Annotated in this window: 13 protein-coding genes; 3 read left to right on the forward strand and 10 right to left on the reverse strand. The window is 65.1% G+C overall.

Translation table 11 applies throughout. From position 1 onward, the window contains the following. Positions 1–2: 2 nt before the first annotated feature. The 3 genes from AC0L58_RS13925 to AC0L58_RS13935 are packed head-to-tail and all read right to left on the reverse strand — an operon-like array spanning position 3 to position 2,463. A complete protein-coding gene (locus AC0L58_RS13925) occupies positions 3–653 on the reverse strand; it encodes a type IV pilus inner membrane component PilO (RefSeq protein ID WP_473684377.1) in 651 nt (216 codons plus the stop codon). Then, entirely contained in the window at positions 650–1,405 is a 756-nt protein-coding gene (locus AC0L58_RS13930) for a PilN domain-containing protein (RefSeq protein ID WP_473684379.1), read from the reverse strand. The genes AC0L58_RS13925 and AC0L58_RS13930 overlap by 4 nt, the downstream gene beginning before the upstream one ends. After that, complete coding sequence (locus AC0L58_RS13935; protein WP_473688744.1) at positions 1,405–2,463, reverse strand: pilus assembly protein PilM; 1,059 nt, start codon at positions 2,461–2,463, stop codon at positions 1,405–1,407. The genes AC0L58_RS13930 and AC0L58_RS13935 overlap by 1 nt, the downstream gene beginning before the upstream one ends. A 251-nt stretch (positions 2,464–2,714) precedes the next feature. On the opposite strand from AC0L58_RS13935, the gene AC0L58_RS13940 reads away from it, so the two are divergent. Together AC0L58_RS13940 and AC0L58_RS13945 are read left to right on the forward strand one after the other, a co-directional pair. Further along, positions 2,715–5,246: a penicillin-binding protein 1A gene (locus AC0L58_RS13940; protein ID WP_473684381.1), complete on the forward strand. Its 2,532-nt coding sequence runs from the start codon at positions 2,715–2,717 to the stop codon at positions 5,244–5,246. Positions 5,247–5,303: 57 nt separating this feature from the next. Then, entirely contained in the window at positions 5,304–5,975 is a 672-nt protein-coding gene (locus AC0L58_RS13945; protein ID WP_473684383.1) for a hypothetical protein, read from the forward strand. Between the two features lie 197 nt (positions 5,976–6,172). Here the strand turns inward: AC0L58_RS13945 and AC0L58_RS13950 are convergent, their stop codons facing one another. The 7 genes from AC0L58_RS13950 to rpoZ form a co-directional block, all read right to left on the reverse strand. Further along, positions 6,173–7,468, reverse strand: coding sequence for a citrate synthase (locus AC0L58_RS13950; protein ID WP_473684385.1), 1,296 nt, complete (start codon positions 7,466–7,468; stop codon positions 6,173–6,175). Between the two features lie 274 nt (positions 7,469–7,742). After that, on the reverse strand, positions 7,743–7,997 hold the full coding sequence (locus AC0L58_RS13955; RefSeq protein ID WP_473684387.1) for a type B 50S ribosomal protein L31: 255 nt from the start codon (positions 7,995–7,997) through the stop codon (positions 7,743–7,745). A 94-nt stretch (positions 7,998–8,091) separates the two neighbouring features. Continuing rightward, complete coding sequence (locus AC0L58_RS13960; protein WP_473684389.1) at positions 8,092–9,024, reverse strand: nucleoside hydrolase; 933 nt, start codon at positions 9,022–9,024, stop codon at positions 8,092–8,094. A 110-nt stretch (positions 9,025–9,134) separates the two neighbouring features. Further along, a complete protein-coding gene (gene recG, locus AC0L58_RS13965) occupies positions 9,135–11,249 on the reverse strand; it encodes an ATP-dependent DNA helicase RecG (protein WP_473684391.1) in 2,115 nt (704 codons plus the stop codon). Between the two features lie 129 nt (positions 11,250–11,378). Continuing rightward, complete coding sequence (locus AC0L58_RS13970; protein WP_473684393.1) at positions 11,379–11,762, reverse strand: Rid family detoxifying hydrolase; 384 nt, start codon at positions 11,760–11,762, stop codon at positions 11,379–11,381. A gap of 112 nt (positions 11,763–11,874) precedes the next feature. Next, a complete protein-coding gene (locus tag AC0L58_RS13975; protein ID WP_473684395.1) occupies positions 11,875–14,043 on the reverse strand; it encodes a RelA/SpoT family protein in 2,169 nt (722 codons plus the stop codon). Between the two features lie 127 nt (positions 14,044–14,170). After that, positions 14,171–14,461, reverse strand: a complete 291-nt coding sequence (gene rpoZ / locus AC0L58_RS13980) for a DNA-directed RNA polymerase subunit omega (RefSeq protein WP_473684397.1) — start codon at positions 14,459–14,461, stop codon at positions 14,171–14,173. Positions 14,462–14,658: 197 nt separating this feature from the next. Between rpoZ and AC0L58_RS13985 the strand changes: the two genes are divergently transcribed. Next, entirely contained in the window at positions 14,659–15,486 is an 828-nt protein-coding gene (locus AC0L58_RS13985; protein WP_473684400.1) for an MlaA family lipoprotein, read from the forward strand.

Below are 15,486 nucleotides of genomic sequence, written 5' to 3' on the forward strand. Positions count from 1 at the left end.
CATCACTTGGCCCCCGCCTTTTTGCTGCTCGCGGCGGCACTTTCCTCGTCATCCAGGTAACGGTAGGTCTTGACCGTACCCTGCAGCACCAGTTGACCCGTGCCCGCCGTGCCCGCCTTTGTGGGTGACTTCGGCGTCAGCGAGACATCGTGCAAGGTCAGGATGACGACCCGCGGCAGCGAGGCCACACCGCTGATGAAGGCGCCGAACTGGTGGTAGGTACCGGTCATGCGCAGCGTGATCGGCTTCTCCGCGTAGAAGTCCTTCGGCGTTTCCGGGCCAGGCTGGAACAACTCGGTTTCGAGCCCGGCCGACTGTGCGGTCTGCGAAATATCGATCAAGAGCTCAGGCATCTCGGTCTTGCTGGGCAACTGGCGCAGCAACTGGCGCAGCATGTCCTGCATTTCGTCGAGCTGATGCTGCAGGGCTTCGAGGTTGACCGACTTGGCCTGTTTCGCTGAGAAATCAGCTTTGAGGCTGTTTTCCTTGACTACCAGCTGGTTGAGGTCGTCCTGCTGGTTGCTGACGAAGAAATACCAGCCCACCAGCAGCACCACGACGCAGACCAGCGCGGTGAAGAAGATCTTGACTGACTGCGGCCAGCCGCCGACGTTGTTGCGATCGAGGTTCTGGAGATCACTGAGGAAACTCATGATCCGGCACCTCCCTTGGCAGCGGCGGCATGGGTCGGCGCGGGCTCCTGCGCCGGATTCGCACCTGCCGGTGCCACCGATGCGGACTTCGCCGGCGGCGTGGTGATCGCCTTGGCAGCCGCACCAAGCGCTGCCGGTACCGCAGGCGACGCGGTGGATGCGGCATCGGCCGGCTCCACCGGCACCTTGCCGGCTTCGATTTCGTCAGACTTCGGACGACTCAGCGACACGTTCAAGCCAAATTGGTACGGCATGCGGGTAGCGTCATGGGTGTTTTCGGTCTTGCGCAGATCGGCATGACCCATCCAGGGCGAGGCCTCGATGTTGCGCATGTACTCGGCCACGCTGGCGTTGGACTGCGCCACGCCATCAAGCGACATCGACTGGCCGTTCTGCTTCATGGCGGTCAGTCGTGCACTGCTCGGAATGGTCTTCACCAGTTCATCGAACAAGTGCACCATCTGCGAGCGATCGGCCTGCAACTGCTCGATGATCTGCTTGCGCGCCAGCAGATGCTCGCGCACTTTCTCCAGATCCTTGATCTTGGCGATGCGTACGTCGAGCTGCTTGATTTCGGTCTGCAGGTAGGCATTGCGATCGTTCTGGTTGTCGATCCGCTGGTTCATCCAGAAAATCCACAGGAACAGCGCCAGCACCGCAATGACGAAGGCGGCACCCAGCTGCATGTAGAACTCGCGCTCGCGCTGCTTGCGCCGTTCCGCGCGCCAAGGAAGTAGGTTGACATGTGCCATCAGTCGAAGCTCCTCAAGGCGAGGCCGACCGCAATCATCAGCGCCGGTGCATCCTGCGCCAGCGCCTGGGCCTGCACCCGGGGCGACAGCGACATGCGGGCCAGCGGGTTGGCGACCACGCAAGACACCCCGAGCTGCTCCTCGAGCATCGGGCCAAGCCCTTCGATCGAGGCGCAACCACCGGCCAGCACCACTTGATCAACCTTGCTGTACTCGCTGCCGGCGAAGAAGAATTGCAGCAGGCGGCTGATCTGCTGGATCAGCGATTCCTTGAACGGCTCCAGCGCCTCGGTCTCGTAGGACTCCGGCAGGCCGCCCTTGCGCTTGGCGCGACCGGCTTCCTCGTAGGAGAGCCCGAAGCGGCGCATGATCTCGTCGGTCAGCTGCTTGCCGCCGAACACCTGCTCGCGCGAATAGATGGTGCGCTGGTTGCGCAGCACGGACAGCGTGGTCATGGTGGCGCCGATGTCGACCACGGCCACCAATGCATCACGGCCGACGTTTAGCTGGTCGGCCACCATGGCGAACGCGTTTTCCATCGCGAAGGCCTCGACATCGATCACCGCGGCGGTCAGCCCGCCCAGATCAAGTGCGGCCACGCGCATGTCGACATTCTCGGTGCGCGAGGCAGCCAGCAGAATGTTGTTCATGTCCGGGTTGTCGCGTACCGGGCCGATCACCTCGAAGTCTAGGCTGACTTCGTCGATCGGATACGGAATGTACTGATTGGCCTCGACCTGGATCTGGCCTTCGAGGTCATCGTCGGAAAGCTCGCTGGTCATCGGGATGATGCGGGTGATCACCGCCGACCCGGCCACCGCGGCAGAGGCATGCTTGAGCTTGGAACCCGACCGCGCCAGGGCGCGACGGATGGCATCGCCCACCGCCTCGACCTCGACGATGTTCTTCTCGACCACGGCGTTCGGCGGCAACGGCTCCACCGCGTAGTGCTCCACGCGATAGCGCCCGCCCGCCTGGCTAAGCTGCAGCAGCTTGACGGCGGTCGAACTTATGTCGACGCCAATCAGCGCCGGCTTCTTCGGTGTAAAGAGCCCCACGGTGTTTCCCCCTTGCCACTGTCGCCCTGTCCAGAATTCTGGCGGGATGCGCAACGGCATTAAATCGAAAATTTGACGCAATGGCAACGGTCTACGGGAACTTTCTCAAGTAATTGGCGTGATGTCCACCACATTTGGAGCCCTTGCCTCGCTGGCGCGACCTTTGCTTTGGCCAACCATGCCTCATGCCGCACATACTGCTACATCTATACTCTGTCATGTTTTGACTCAGGTCTCGCTATCTCCACACCATGCGAATTTTCAAGCGTTTGTTGCGCTGGGCACTGATCCTGGCGATTTCCGGTTTGCTTCTGGCAGTGCTCGCGACAGGCGTCGCCTACTGGTTGATAGCTCCCCGACTCCCTTCGGTCGCCGTGCTGAAGGACTACCACATGCAGGTGCCCCTTCGCGTGCTGAGCGCCGATGGCAAGCTGATTGCGACCTTTGGCGAGACCCGGCGCATCCCGGTGGACATCGACAACGTCCCCGACCGGCTGAAGCACGCGGTGCTGTCGGCCGAGGATGCCGATTTCTACCACCACCCCGGGGTGGATTGGCGCGGCATCGTGCGCGCCGGCTGGCACGTGATCATCACCGGCGGTGACAAGGGCCCGGGCGGCTCGACCATCACCCAGCAGGTGGCGCGCAATTTCTTTCTGAGTCCGGAGAAGCTCTACTCGCGCAAGCTTACCGAGATCTTCATCGCGCTGCGCATCGAGCACGAGTTGACCAAGGACCAGATCCTCGAGCTGTATCTCAACAAGATGTTCCTGGGCCATCGCTCCTATGGCGTGGCGGCAGCAGCCGAGTACTACTACGGCAAGACGCTGGACCAGCTGAGCGTGGCCCAGTGCGCGGCTATCGCGTCGACCTTCCAGCTGCCGTCGGCGGTCAACCCGATCAACAACCCCAAGCGCCTGCTCGCACGGCGCAACTGGGTGCTGGGCGAGATGTTGCGGCATCACTACATCACCAAGGCGGTCTACGAACAGGCGATCGCCGAGCCGAACCGCGCTTTCGCCCACGAGCAACCGATCGAAGTGGATGCTCCCTACCTCGCCGAAATGGTGCGTCGACAGGTTCTGGACCGGTTCGGCAACGATGCGCTCACCGAGGGCTACGTGGTCAGGACGACGGTCCAGAGCGCCCGCCAGCAGGAGGCCGTGGACGCCGTGCGCGATGGACTGATCGCATACGACCATCGGCACGGCTGGCGCGGCCCCGAAGCGCATCAGGACCTTGCCGCCAACGCGGGTGAGGCGGACTTCAGCAAGGTCTTGTCCGGCTACAACAGCGTCTCCGGCCTGCAGCCGGGCCTGGTGATCGCCAGCGATGCAAAGCACGCCACGGTCTACCTGCCAAGCCACGAAAGCATCACGCTCGACCTGGCGGCAGTGAGCTGGGCGCGACCGCATGTCAGCGACAGCCGCGTCGGTGCCGCGCCCAGCCAGGTCGATAGCGTGCTCAAACGCGGAGACGTTGTCCGCGTTGCGCGTGATGACAAGGGCAAATGGCAACTGGCGCAAATTCCCGCCGCCCAGGCGGGCCTGGTTTCGCTCAATCCCGAGGACGGGGCGATCGAGGCCCTGGTCGGCGGCTTCAACTTCAATCGCAGCAAGTTCAATCGCGCGGTGATGGCGGCGCGCCAACCCGGGTCGAGTTTCAAGCCGTACCTGTATTCCGCCGCCTTCGAACGCGGCTTCACGCCCGCCTCGATCATCAACGATGCTCCGCTGGCGCTGCCCGATCCGTCACGACCCAACGGCATCTGGACCCCTTCCAACGACGATGGCAAATTCGCCGGCCCGATGCGACTGCGCGAAGCGCTGGTGCAGTCAAAGAACCTGGTGTCGGTGCGCCTGCTGGATGCCGTCGGCATAAACTTCATGCGTGAATACGCCACCCGCTTCGGCTTCGCGCAGGATGCGATCCCGGCCAACCTGTCGATGGCGCTGGGCACCGCCTCGGTCACGCCGATGGGCATGGCTCGCGGCTACGCCGTGTTCGCCAACGGCGGTTACCTGATCACGCCGTACTTCATCCACGAGATCGATGATCGCGACGGCAAGCCGGTGTACCTGGCCAATCCGGCACGTGCATGTCGCGATTGCCGCGAACGATTGCTCGACACCAGTCCGCCCGGGCCGCCGCCCGCCGACATGAACAAGTCCCCGGCCAACCGCCTGGCGACGGCGGGCAGCAGTGCCGCACCAGCCGAGTCGAGCAGCGTCGACGGCGTGGGCGAGGCGGTGTTGCCGGCGGATGCCCACGGTGCGGGCGATCATCCGCCGGTGCTTGCCCCCCGGGTGATCGGGCCGCGCAACGACTACATGATCACGTCCCTGATGAAGGATGTGATCCTGCGCGGCACCGGCGCGGCGGCCCGCGCACTGGATCGCACCGATCTGGCCGGCAAGACCGGCACCACCAACGACCATCGGGATGCCTGGTTTGTCGGCTTCAACGGTGACGTGTCCACCTCGGTCTGGGTGGGCTTCGACGACTACAGCTCGCTCGGCCGTGGCGAGTTCGGGGCCAAGGCCGCCTTGCCGATCTGGATGCGCTACATGGGTTCGGCGCTGAAGGGGCTTCCTCCCAACACGTTGCCGATGCCCCCGGGAATCAGTACGGTATGGATCAACCGCGACAGCGGCCTGCCGACTTCGGCTGACGATCCGAACGGCATGAACGAGATATTCAAGGTGGAAGACGTCGACCGCCTGCGCAGCCAGGCCGCCCAACAGAAGGAGCAGGAGCAGCAACACGCCTACGAGATCTTCTGAGGCCCGGACTGCGCAAAGCTGCACCGGGCACCGCCATCCATAGTTGAGGAGTGCGTCATGTCCCGAGGCGATCACCACCGCATCCACGCGCACGACCGCTTGCAGCGCAATCGTGTGCGCGTGGCCCAGGAGGCCGCGCGCCTGATGAGCGAGCACGGCATCCGCGACTTCCACCACGCCAAGCTCAAGGCCGCCGAGCGACTGGGCATCCTCGATACGCAGGCCTTGCCGCGCAATCAGGAGATCGAGCAAGCCTTGCGCGAGCACCAGCGGTTGTTTCTGGCCGATCGTCAGCCGCAGTTGCTGCGGCAACGGCGCGAAGCGGCGGTCGAGGCCATGGGATTTCTGGCGGCATTCGAGCCGCGCCTGGTCGGCGCCGTGCTTGAAGGCACCGCCGACGCGCACTCAGCGGTGTGCCTGCACGTGTTCAGCGACGACCCCGACGCGGTGGTGCTGTATCTTCGCGAACATGGCGTGCCGATCGAAATGCAGGTGCGTCGCCTGCGTTACGGCCGTGAAGACCACCCGGAGTATCCCGTGCTGCTGTTTTCCGCCGACGCTCTGCCGTTCGATCTCACCGTGCTCCCGCTCGACGCACTGCGCCAGGCTCCGCTGGATCGCGCGGAATTGCGGCCGATGAAGCGTGCCTCGTTGGCACAGGTGGAAATGCTGCTGGCCGAGGATACCGAGGCGGATTTCGAGGAGCGCCTGAGCGCCGCGCTTCGATGATCGCGCCAGGCAACGGCCGGCGGGCGGAGCCCGCCCTACGACGCTGCGGCGGTACCAACACGGCGGGCGGAGCCCGCCCTACGACGTCGCGGCGGTAGGGCGGGCTCTGCCCGCCGGCTCTTGTGCATCAGGCAAGCAGTGACAAAGGCCAAGGCCACGGCATGCCAATCTGGCCAAAGCCCCTCGTCGCTGGCGAATCAGCGCTTCGTGGTCGGCACGTAATCGCGCACGTCGGCACCGGTATAAACCTGGCGCGGCCGGCCGATGCGGGATCCGGGCGTTTCATGCTGCTCGATCCAGTGCGCGATCCAGCCGGATGTACGGGCGATGGCAAACATCACCGTGAACATCTCCGTGGGAATGCCCAGCGCCTTGTAGATGATGCCCGAGTAGAAATCCACGTTCGGGTACAGCTTGCGGTCGATGAAGTACTGGTCCTTCAGGGCGGCCTCTTCCAGCTTCATCGCCACGTCCAGCAGCGGATCCTTCACGCCCAGCTCGGCCAGCACCTTGTGGCACATTTCGCGGATGATCTTGGCGCGCGGATCGAAGTTCTTGTAGACGCGGTGACCGAAGCCCATCAGGCGGAAGCTGTCGTCCTTGTCCTTGGCGCGCTTGACCGCAGTCTCGACGTTGTCGGCGGTACCGATTTCCTCGAGCATCTTCAGCACGGCTTCGTTGGCGCCGCCATGCGCCGGACCCCACAACGCGGTGATGCCGGCGGCGATCGACGCGTACGGATTGGCGCCGGTCGAACCGACCAGGCGCACCGTGGAGGTCGACGCGTTCTGCTCGTGGTCGGCATGCAGGATGAACAGCAGGTCCAGCGCCCTGGCCGCCACCGGGTTCATCTGCAACGGCTCGCTCGGCACCTCGAACATCATGTGCAGGAAGCGCGTCACATAGTCGAGGTTGTTGCGCGGATAGCGCATCGGCCAGCCGATCGTGTAGCGGTAGCAGGCGGCCGCGATGGTCGGCATCTTCGCGATCAGGCGGATCGCGGCCATCTTGCGGTCGGCCGGATCATCGACGTCCAGGTTGTCATGGTAGAAGGCCGACAGCGAGGCGATGGCGGCGGCCAGCATCGCCATCGGATGGGCGTCGTGGTGGAAGCCCTGGAAAAAGTCCTTCTGCGACTCGTGCATCATCGTGTGATGGGTGATGTCGTGCTCGAAGGCGCTGAACTGGTCCGGTTTCGGCAGCTCGCCATTGAGCAGCAGGTAGGACACCTCGAGAAAACTGGACTTTTCCGCCAGCTGCTCGATCGGATAGCCGCGGTACAGCAGCACGCCCTTGTCGCCATCGATGTAGGTGATCGCGCTCTTGGTGCTGGCGGTGCTGCCGAAACCCGGATCGTAGGTGTAGTGGCCCGTGTCCTTGTACAGCGGGCTGATATCGATGCAGGACGCACCCAGGGTGCCGCTGACCAATGGCAGCTCGCTGCTGCGCTGATTCGATTCATCGACCAGCTTGACGATCTTGGGGTCGGACACGGAAACCTCCTTGAAGTGGTTCGTTGCCGTCGGCACCGCCATGGCGATGCCATCCAGCAGGGGAAATGTGGGAGTCGCGCACCGGGCGAGGCAAGCGACGCAACCGGTGCCTGCGCATCAGTTCACCCCCCATTATCGCACAAGGGCGTGCCCGCATTCGATCGCGCATGGTCTGATTGCGGCCACGAAAAAACACGGGGCAAGCCTGTGCCTGCCCCGTGTTGCAATTCAAGCGCGATCGATGGCCAGCGCCGGGCGCAGGCCACGCGGTTGCTTATTCCTTGACGGAACCCGCGTAGCGGCGACGGAACTTGTCGACGCGGCCGCCCACGTCCAGCGTCTTCTGCTTGCCGGTGTAGAACGGGTGCGAATGGCTGGAGATATCCACCTTGATCAGCGGGTACTCATTGCCGTCTTCCCACTTGATGGTGTCCTTGCTGGACATCGTCGACTTGGTCAGGAACGCGAAGTCGGACGACAGATCCTGGAACACCACCGGAGCGTAGTTCGGATGGATATCAGCTTTCATGATTTGACTCTAAATCGGTGGTGACAAGAGCGGCATTGTAACGAGGAACCGGTGGTCGCTGCAAGCGCGGAAGCCGGCGGCGACGCCGGCCTCACTAGGGCACGCCCAGCGCACGCCGCACCATGGCGGCAAAGCGGGCGTGATCGACCTCCAGCACGATGTTCGCCTGCGCCGGCCGGCCCAGCCGCGCGGCCCAGTCGACCACCGTGGCGCCCCGCGTGAGGCGGCCATCCAACTCGACCGCCACCGCACGGGTCTCGCTGCGGGTGACGATGGAAGGATCGAGTGCGACCGCCATCGCCAGGGCGTCGGCCGCCACCAGACCGCAACGCTCGTGCTCGGCGTTGTAGCGCCGTGCCGTGGCCACGATCTCGCCGAAGAACGCGGCGCGCCGGTCGCCGGCAGCCAGCCAGCGGTCAAATTCGGCATTGTCGAAGGCATGCCGCAAGGTGGCTTCCCAGTCGACCAGGTCGAAGCTCGGGAACGCCTCGAACACGACGTGGGCCGCCTCGGGGTCGAAGCCGATATTGAACTCGGCCGGCACCTTGCCGGTGTTGCCAAGCCCGGTCACGGCGCCGCCCATCACCACCAGTCGTGCGATCCGCTGCGGCAGGGTCGGATCCAGCCGCAGCGCCAGCGCCAGGTTGGTGAGCGGTGCCAGCGCCACCAGGGTCAGCTCGCCCGGCCGCTCGCGGCTCAGCCGCAGCAGCGCCAGCGCAGCGGACTCATCGGACAGCGCCGCCGTCGGCACCGGAAAGCCGACGTCGCCAAAGCCATCCTCGCCGTGCACGAAGGCGGCGTCCTCCTCCGGCAGGCGCACCAGCGGCGTGGCGCAACCGGCAAATACCGGTGTCGTTGTGCCGAGCAGATCCACCAGGGTGCGCGCATTGCGTACCGTGTGGTCCAGGCCGACGTTGCCCGCGGCGATGCTCAGTCCCGCGACATCGGCGTGCGCGGCCGCCATCAGGATGGCCAGCGCGTCATCGACGCCGGGGTCGGTATCAATCAGGAGTTGCGGTTTGGTCATGGCGTATCGTCGTGGTTGAGCCGTTCAGTGTATTGGACGGGAACCGGGAATGGAGAATCGGGCATGGCAAGGGCGGGGCCGGATTCTGCCCATGCCCGCTTCCCCGCCCTTCACGCCTCCGCAAAACGCGCTGCGCCGCCCACCCAGCGTTCGATCAGCAGGCTGGCCTGGCGTGGATGTCCGGCCAACATCTGTTCGCCGACCGCCTGCACCGCCGGTAGCAAGTGCGCGTCGCGGGCCAGGTCGGCGATGCGGAAAGCGAGCTGGCCGGTCTGGCGGGTGCCCAGCACCTCGCCGGGGCCGCGCAGCTCCAGATCCTTTTCGGCAATGCGGAAGCCGTCGTTGGTGTCGCGCATCACCTGCAGCCGCTCGCGCGCCAACTGGCCGAGCGGCGGCTGGTACAGCAGCACGCAATTGGAAGCCACGGCACCGCGCCCGACGCGACCGCGCAGCTGGTGCAGCTGGGCCAGGCCGAGCCGTTCACTGTTCTCGATCACCATCAGGCTGGCGTTCGGCACGTCCACCCCGACCTCGATCACCGTGGTCGCCACCAGCACCGCCAGCTCGCCCGCCTTGAAGGCGTCCATGACCGCCTGCTTTTCCTTCGCCTTCATGCGGCCGTGGATCAGCCCCACCCTGGATTCACCCAGGGCACCGGACAGCTCGGCATGGGCCACCTCGGCGGCCTGCGCGCGCAGTTGCTCGGACTCCTCGATCAGCGTGCACACCCAGTACACCTGGCGGCCTTCGTTGCATGCGGCCTGGATGCGCTCGATCACCTCGGCGCGACGCACATTGGAGATCGCGATGGTTTGCACCGGCGTGCGGCCGGGCGGTAATTCGTCGATCGAGGAAACGTCGAGGTCGGCGTAGGCGCTCATCGCCAGCGTGCGCGGAATCGGGGTGGCGGTGAGCACCAGTTGATGCGGCATCAGGTCTCCGCGCCGCCCCTTCTCGTGCAGGGCCAGGCGCTGTTGCACGCCAAAGCGGTGCTGCTCGTCGACGATCACCAGGCCCAGGCGGGCGAAGGCGACGCCCTCCTGCATCAGCGCGTGCGTGCCGATCACCACGGCGGCACCCTCGGCCACCCGCGCCAGCGCCAGCTTGCGTGCCTTGCCGGTAACCTTGCCGGCCAGCCACTCCACCGCGATGCCGAGCGGCTCCAGCCATTGACGGAAATTGGCGAGGTGCTGTTCGGCCAGCAGCTCGGTGGGCGCCATCAAGGCGACCTGGTATCCCGCCTCCACGGCCGCCAGCGCCGCCAGCGCCGCCACCACGGTCTTGCCGCTGCCGACATCGCCCTGTACCAACCGCAGCATCGGTTGTGGCTGGGCCAGATCGTGCGCCACTTCGTCACCGACACGTTGCTGGGCCGCCGTCAGCCGGAACGGCAAGCCGGCCAGCAACTGGCCGCGCAATGGACCGGTACCGCCCAGCGCCGGCGCGCGCCGTTGGCGAACCGTCGCGCGCATGCGCTTGAGGCTCAGGTGCTGGGTCAGCAACTCCTCGAACGCCAGCCGCTGCTGCGCCGGATGACGACCCGACATCAGCAGGTGCATCGGCGCGTCGGGTGGCGGTCGGTGCACGTAGAGCAGCGCATCGCGCAACGAGGTCAGTCCGTGCGCGGCGCAGAGCGCCGGCGGAATCAATTCCAGCCGGGTGTCCGGCGGCAACCGTTCCAGCGCCTTGCCGATCACCCCGGCCAACCGCTTCGTGCCCAGGCCCTCGGTGGTCGGATAGACCGGCGTAAGCAGTTCGTCCACGCTGGCCGCGGCATCGCCACTGAGACGGTGATAGTTCGGGTGAACCATCTCCAGGCCCTGCCCGCCATGGCGTACCTCGCCGAAGCAGAGCAGGCGCGTGCCAGGCCGCAGCTGCTCGGCCTGCGCACGGTTGAAATGGAAAAACCGCAGCATCAGGGTTTGCCTGCTGTCGTCGCTGATCGCCACCTTCAGCTGCGGGCGATAGCGAAACCCGCGCTCGACGGCATCGACCACGCCCTCGACCTGGGCCTGCTCGCCCGCGCGCAGATCGGCGATGGCGGTGACCCGCGTCCGGTCCTCGTAACGCAGCGGCAAGTGGAACCACAAGTCCTGGATCCGCTCGAGCCCGAGTTTGGCCAGCAGCGCGGCGAGCGCCGGCCCCACCCCGGCAAGCGTATCGACCGACTCGCCACCAGGATCGGTTGCAGAAGCGACAGCAGGGCGGGCGGGACGGACAGCCATGGCCTGCAAGCCTACCCGAGCGGCGCCTGCCAACGTAAGCGGAATGCCCACGCCGCTTGTGGGCGAACGCCGCGTGCAGACCTGGTCGATGCTTGAAAAGCGGCCGGCGGGGCCGGCGTCGGGGCGATGTCAGTCCACGACCATCACGGCATCGACTTCGACCTGTGCCGCCTTGGGCAGGCCCGATACCTCGATGGTGGAGCGCGCCGGATAGGGTTGCTGGAAGTACTCGGCCATCACCGCGTTGACCGCCGCGAAGTTGGCCAGATCCGTGACGTAGATACCGACGCGCACGATCTGTCCCAGTGACCCGCCAGCCGCCGCGGCCACCGCGGCAAGATTGTCGAATACCCGCCGCGTCTGGACCGTGACGTCGCCTTCAACCAGCGCCCCCGTGGCGGGATCGAGTGGAATCTGACCCGAAAAATAGACCGTATTGCCGGTGCGCACGGCCTGCGAATAGGGGCCGATCGCGGCAGGCGCCTGGCCGGTGGAAATGATGCTGCGAGACATGGCTTTTCCTCGGGAATCGGGAATCGGGAATCGGGAATTGGGAAAGACTATCGCCCGATCATGAGAAAGCAAAGGCGGGCGCTTGAACCCTTCCCGACTCCTCACTCCCGGCCTACAACGGATACCGATGCACGCCGCTGACGACGCCAGTACGCCGCACGCGCCGGATCACGTCGGCCAGGTGCTTGCGGCTCTTCACTTCCATCGAGAACAGCAAGGTCGCGGCCGAGGCATCGCGGTCGACGTATTCGACGTTCTCGATATTGGAATCGGCAGCGGCGATCGCTGCCGCCACGGTGGCCAGCACGCCAGGGCGGTTGATCACCTCGATCTGCAACTGGGCGCGGTAGTCGCCGCGCACACCACGATCCCACTCGATCGCCACGCAGCGCTCGGGTGACTTGCGCAACTCGACCACGTTCGGGCATTCCTCCCGATGGACCACGATGCCCTTGCCCGAGGACAGGTAGCCGACGATGTCGTCGCCCGGCAGCGGATGGCAGCAATTGGCGAAGCTCAGCACGCCACGCTCGGCGCCGGTGATGCGAATCTTCTCCTGCGCGATCGGCGGCGCCGCCTTCGCCAGGCCCGGCTTCTTCCGGCGCGAGCCCAGCAACTGACGGGCAACCACGTCGGGCATGCGATTGCCCAGCGCGATGTCGGACAGCAACTCCTCCAGACGCTTCAGCTTGGACGTCTCGAGGAAGCGGTCCAGTGTCGTCGCGGAAATCGCGTCCAGGCTGCTGCCTTGCGCATCCAATGCACGGTCGAGCATGCGATGGCCGAAGTCGACCGCGTCCTCGTGCTGCAGGTGTTTCAGGTACTGGCGGATCGCGGTGCGCGCCTTGCCGGTGACCACCACTTCCAGCCAGGCCGGATTGGGCACCGCCGAGGGTGCGGTGATGATCTCGACCAGCTGCCCCGACTCCAGTCGACTGCGCAGCGGGGTCAGCTTCTTGTCCACGCGCGCGGCCACGGCGTGGTCGCCGACATCCGTATGCACCGCGTAGGCGAAGTCCAGCGCGGTGGCGTGGCGCGGCAGCGAGAGGATGTCGCCACGCGGGGTGAACAGGTAGACCTCGTCCGGGAACAGGTCGATCTTGACGTTCTCGATGAACTCCGACGAGGACGCGGTGTGCGCCGAACTGTCGACCATCGAGGACAGCCACTCGCGCGCCCGCGCCTGGGCGCTGTTCGCCGGGCCGCTGTCGGTCTTGTAGGCCCAGTGCGCGGCCACGCCGCGCTCGGCCACCGAATCCATTTCGGCCGTACGGATCTGCACCTCGATGGGCGCGCCGAACGGCCCCAGCAGCACCGTATGCAGCGACTGGTAGCCGTTGGCCTTGGGAATCGCGATGAAATCCTTGAAACGACGATCGACCGGTTTGTACAAGGCATGCACCACGCCCAGCGCCATGTAGCAGCTGGTCGCGCTGTCGACGACGACGCGAAAGCCGTACACGTCCATCAACTGGGCAAAGGTCTTGTGCTCGTTGCGCATCTTCGAATAGATGCTCCACGGCGACTTGATGCGACCCACCACATGGGCCGGCAGATGCTCGTCGGCGAGGTGCGTGGTGAGCGCCGTCTCGATCTTGCCCATCACCTCGCGACGGTTTCCCAACGCGGCCCGGATGCGTTCGCTGATGACGCGGTAACGATCGGGATACAGCGCACGGAAGCCCAGATCCTGCAGCTCCGCCTTGAATTTGTTCATGCCCAGACGCTGCGCGATCGGCGCGAAGATTTCCAGCGTCTCGCGCGCGATGCGGCGGCGCGAGGCGGGATCCTTGGCGCCCAGCGTACGCATGTTGTGCAGCCGGTCGGCCAGCTTGATCAGGATCACGCGCAGATCGCGCGCCATCGCCAGCAACATCTTGCGGAAACTCTCCGCGTCGGCTTCCTGGCGTGTGCCGAAGCGCATCTTGTCCAGCTTGGTGACCCCGTCGACCAGCTCGGCCACGATCTCGCCGAACTCGGCCGCCAGCGATTCGCGGCTGAGCTCGGTATCTTCCAGGGTGTCATGCAGGATGGCCGCGATGATGGTCTCGGCGTCCAGCCCCAACTCGGCCAGGATGCCGGCCACGGCGACCGGATGGGTGATGTACGGCTCGCCACTCTTGCGCTTCTGGTCGGCATGCGCCCTGGCACCGACTTCGTACGCGCGCAACACCTGCGCCACCTGCGACTCGGGCAGATAGGCCACACGCTCCTTCAGCGCGAGCACATAGGGCGGCCATGCGGATGGATCGACCGGGGCGGGGGGCACGGTCGCGGTCACGGGTAACTGGCGCCTGCTCAGGCGCCCACCTCGGCGTTGCAACGAACGGCAATTGCCGCGCAAAAGCGCACCGTCACACCGGCCATGCCGGTGCCGCGGGAGCTGCTGCGCCGGCAGTGGTCATTCATCAGTCGTCGGCGCCCTTGGACAGATCGTCGTCGACTTCCGCGGCGGCCCATTCCAGCGCCTCACGCTCGGCACGCTCGCGCTCGGCCTTGTCGATCTGGTCGATCGTGGCCTGGTCGATACGCCGGGCGGCGATTTCGCGCAGCGCCAGCACGGTCGGCTTGTCGTGATCGGGATTGACCGCAGGCTCGGCACCTTTTTCAAGCTGGCGTGCGCGCTTGGTCGCCATCAAGACCAGCTCGAATCGGTTGTCGACTACCTCGAGGCAGTCCTCCACGGTTATACGTGCCATGCGAAATCCTTGGGGAATAGTGACTTATGTGATCAGCTAGTGTAGTTGAGCGGACGCTTTGCTGGCAATGCGCGTGGCGCGTATCATGGGCGGCTGTCCTTCGGCAGACCAGCGTTCATGCAACGGACTCCTGATTCGTGCAAGATATAAAACCAGACAGTACACTTACTGCCCCTGCGACGAACCCCACCCCTCTGATGCCCTCCCCGTTTCGATTTCCCCGATTGAGCCGCTGGTTGCCTTTGCTGGTGATCCTGTTGCTGGCTGGCTGTGCCGTCGCCCAGCCCCGCACCGACGATCCGCTGGAGAAGTACAACCGCGAGGCTTACAAATTCAACAACGCCGTGGATCAGGTTGCGATCCGGCCGGTGGCACTGGTCTACCGCAAGGTGACCAATCCACCGGTGCGCCGCTCCTTCAGCGATTTCTTCACCAACATTCGCATGCCGATCACGGTAGCCAACGACCTGCTGCAGGCGCGTCCGAAGCATGCCTTGCAGAGCACCGGCCGGTTCCTGATCAACCTGACGCTGGGCATCGGCGGTTTCTTCGACCCGGCCAGCCAGCTGGGCCTGCCGATCGAGGACAACGACTTCGGCATCACCCTGGCCCGCTGGGGAGTGCCCGAAGGCGATTTCCTGATGGTGCCGCTGCTTGGCCCCAATACCACGCGTGACATCTGGCGCATGCCGGTGGACAGCTATTTCTTCGATCCGCTGAGCCTGTTTGCCGCCAACCACCATTACAACGGCCTGCAATACGCACCGCAGGCGATGTACCTGATCACGCTGCGCTCCCGGGCGATCGACGCCGAAGGCTTCCTGCAATCGGCCTACGATCCGTACGTGTTCATTCGCGATGCGTACAGGCAGCAGCGCCTTTACAAGCTCTACGACGGTAATCCGCCAGCGTCGCTGATCGAGAAGATGCAGGGTCTGGATGCCCCGGGTTTCGACCCGGATGAGCTGCTGGACCAGCAGCACGAATGGGAAAAGAGCCACCCCAAGCAGACCGACAAGGGTTAG

Source organism: Rhodanobacter sp. G2-10 (assembly GCF_055809185.1).

Bases quoted from the DNA above. Each gene is read 5' to 3' on its own strand.
- AC0L58_RS13925 (WP_473684377.1), bottom strand. From the start codon at position 653: ATGAGTTTCCTCAGTGATCTCCAGAACCTCGATCGCAACAACGTCGGC.
- AC0L58_RS13930 (WP_473684379.1), bottom strand. From the start codon at position 1,405: ATGGCACATGTCAACCTACTTCCTTGGCGCGCGGAACGGCGCAAGCAG.
- AC0L58_RS13940 (WP_473684381.1), top strand. From the start codon at position 2,715: ATGCGAATTTTCAAGCGTTTGTTGCGCTGGGCACTGATCCTGGCGATT.
- AC0L58_RS13945 (WP_473684383.1), top strand. From the start codon at position 5,304: ATGTCCCGAGGCGATCACCACCGCATCCACGCGCACGACCGCTTGCAG.
- AC0L58_RS13955 (WP_473684387.1), bottom strand. From the start codon at position 7,997: ATGAAAGCTGATATCCATCCGAACTACGCTCCGGTGGTGTTCCAGGAT.
- AC0L58_RS13960 (WP_473684389.1), bottom strand. From the start codon at position 9,024: ATGACCAAACCGCAACTCCTGATTGATACCGACCCCGGCGTCGATGAC.
- recG (WP_473684391.1), bottom strand. From the start codon at position 11,249: ATGGCTGTCCGTCCCGCCCGCCCTGCTGTCGCTTCTGCAACCGATCCT.
- AC0L58_RS13970 (WP_473684393.1), bottom strand. From the start codon at position 11,762: ATGTCTCGCAGCATCATTTCCACCGGCCAGGCGCCTGCCGCGATCGGC.
- rpoZ (WP_473684397.1), bottom strand. From the start codon at position 14,461: ATGGCACGTATAACCGTGGAGGACTGCCTCGAGGTAGTCGACAACCGA.
- AC0L58_RS13985 (WP_473684400.1), top strand. From the start codon at position 14,659: ATGCCCTCCCCGTTTCGATTTCCCCGATTGAGCCGCTGGTTGCCTTTG.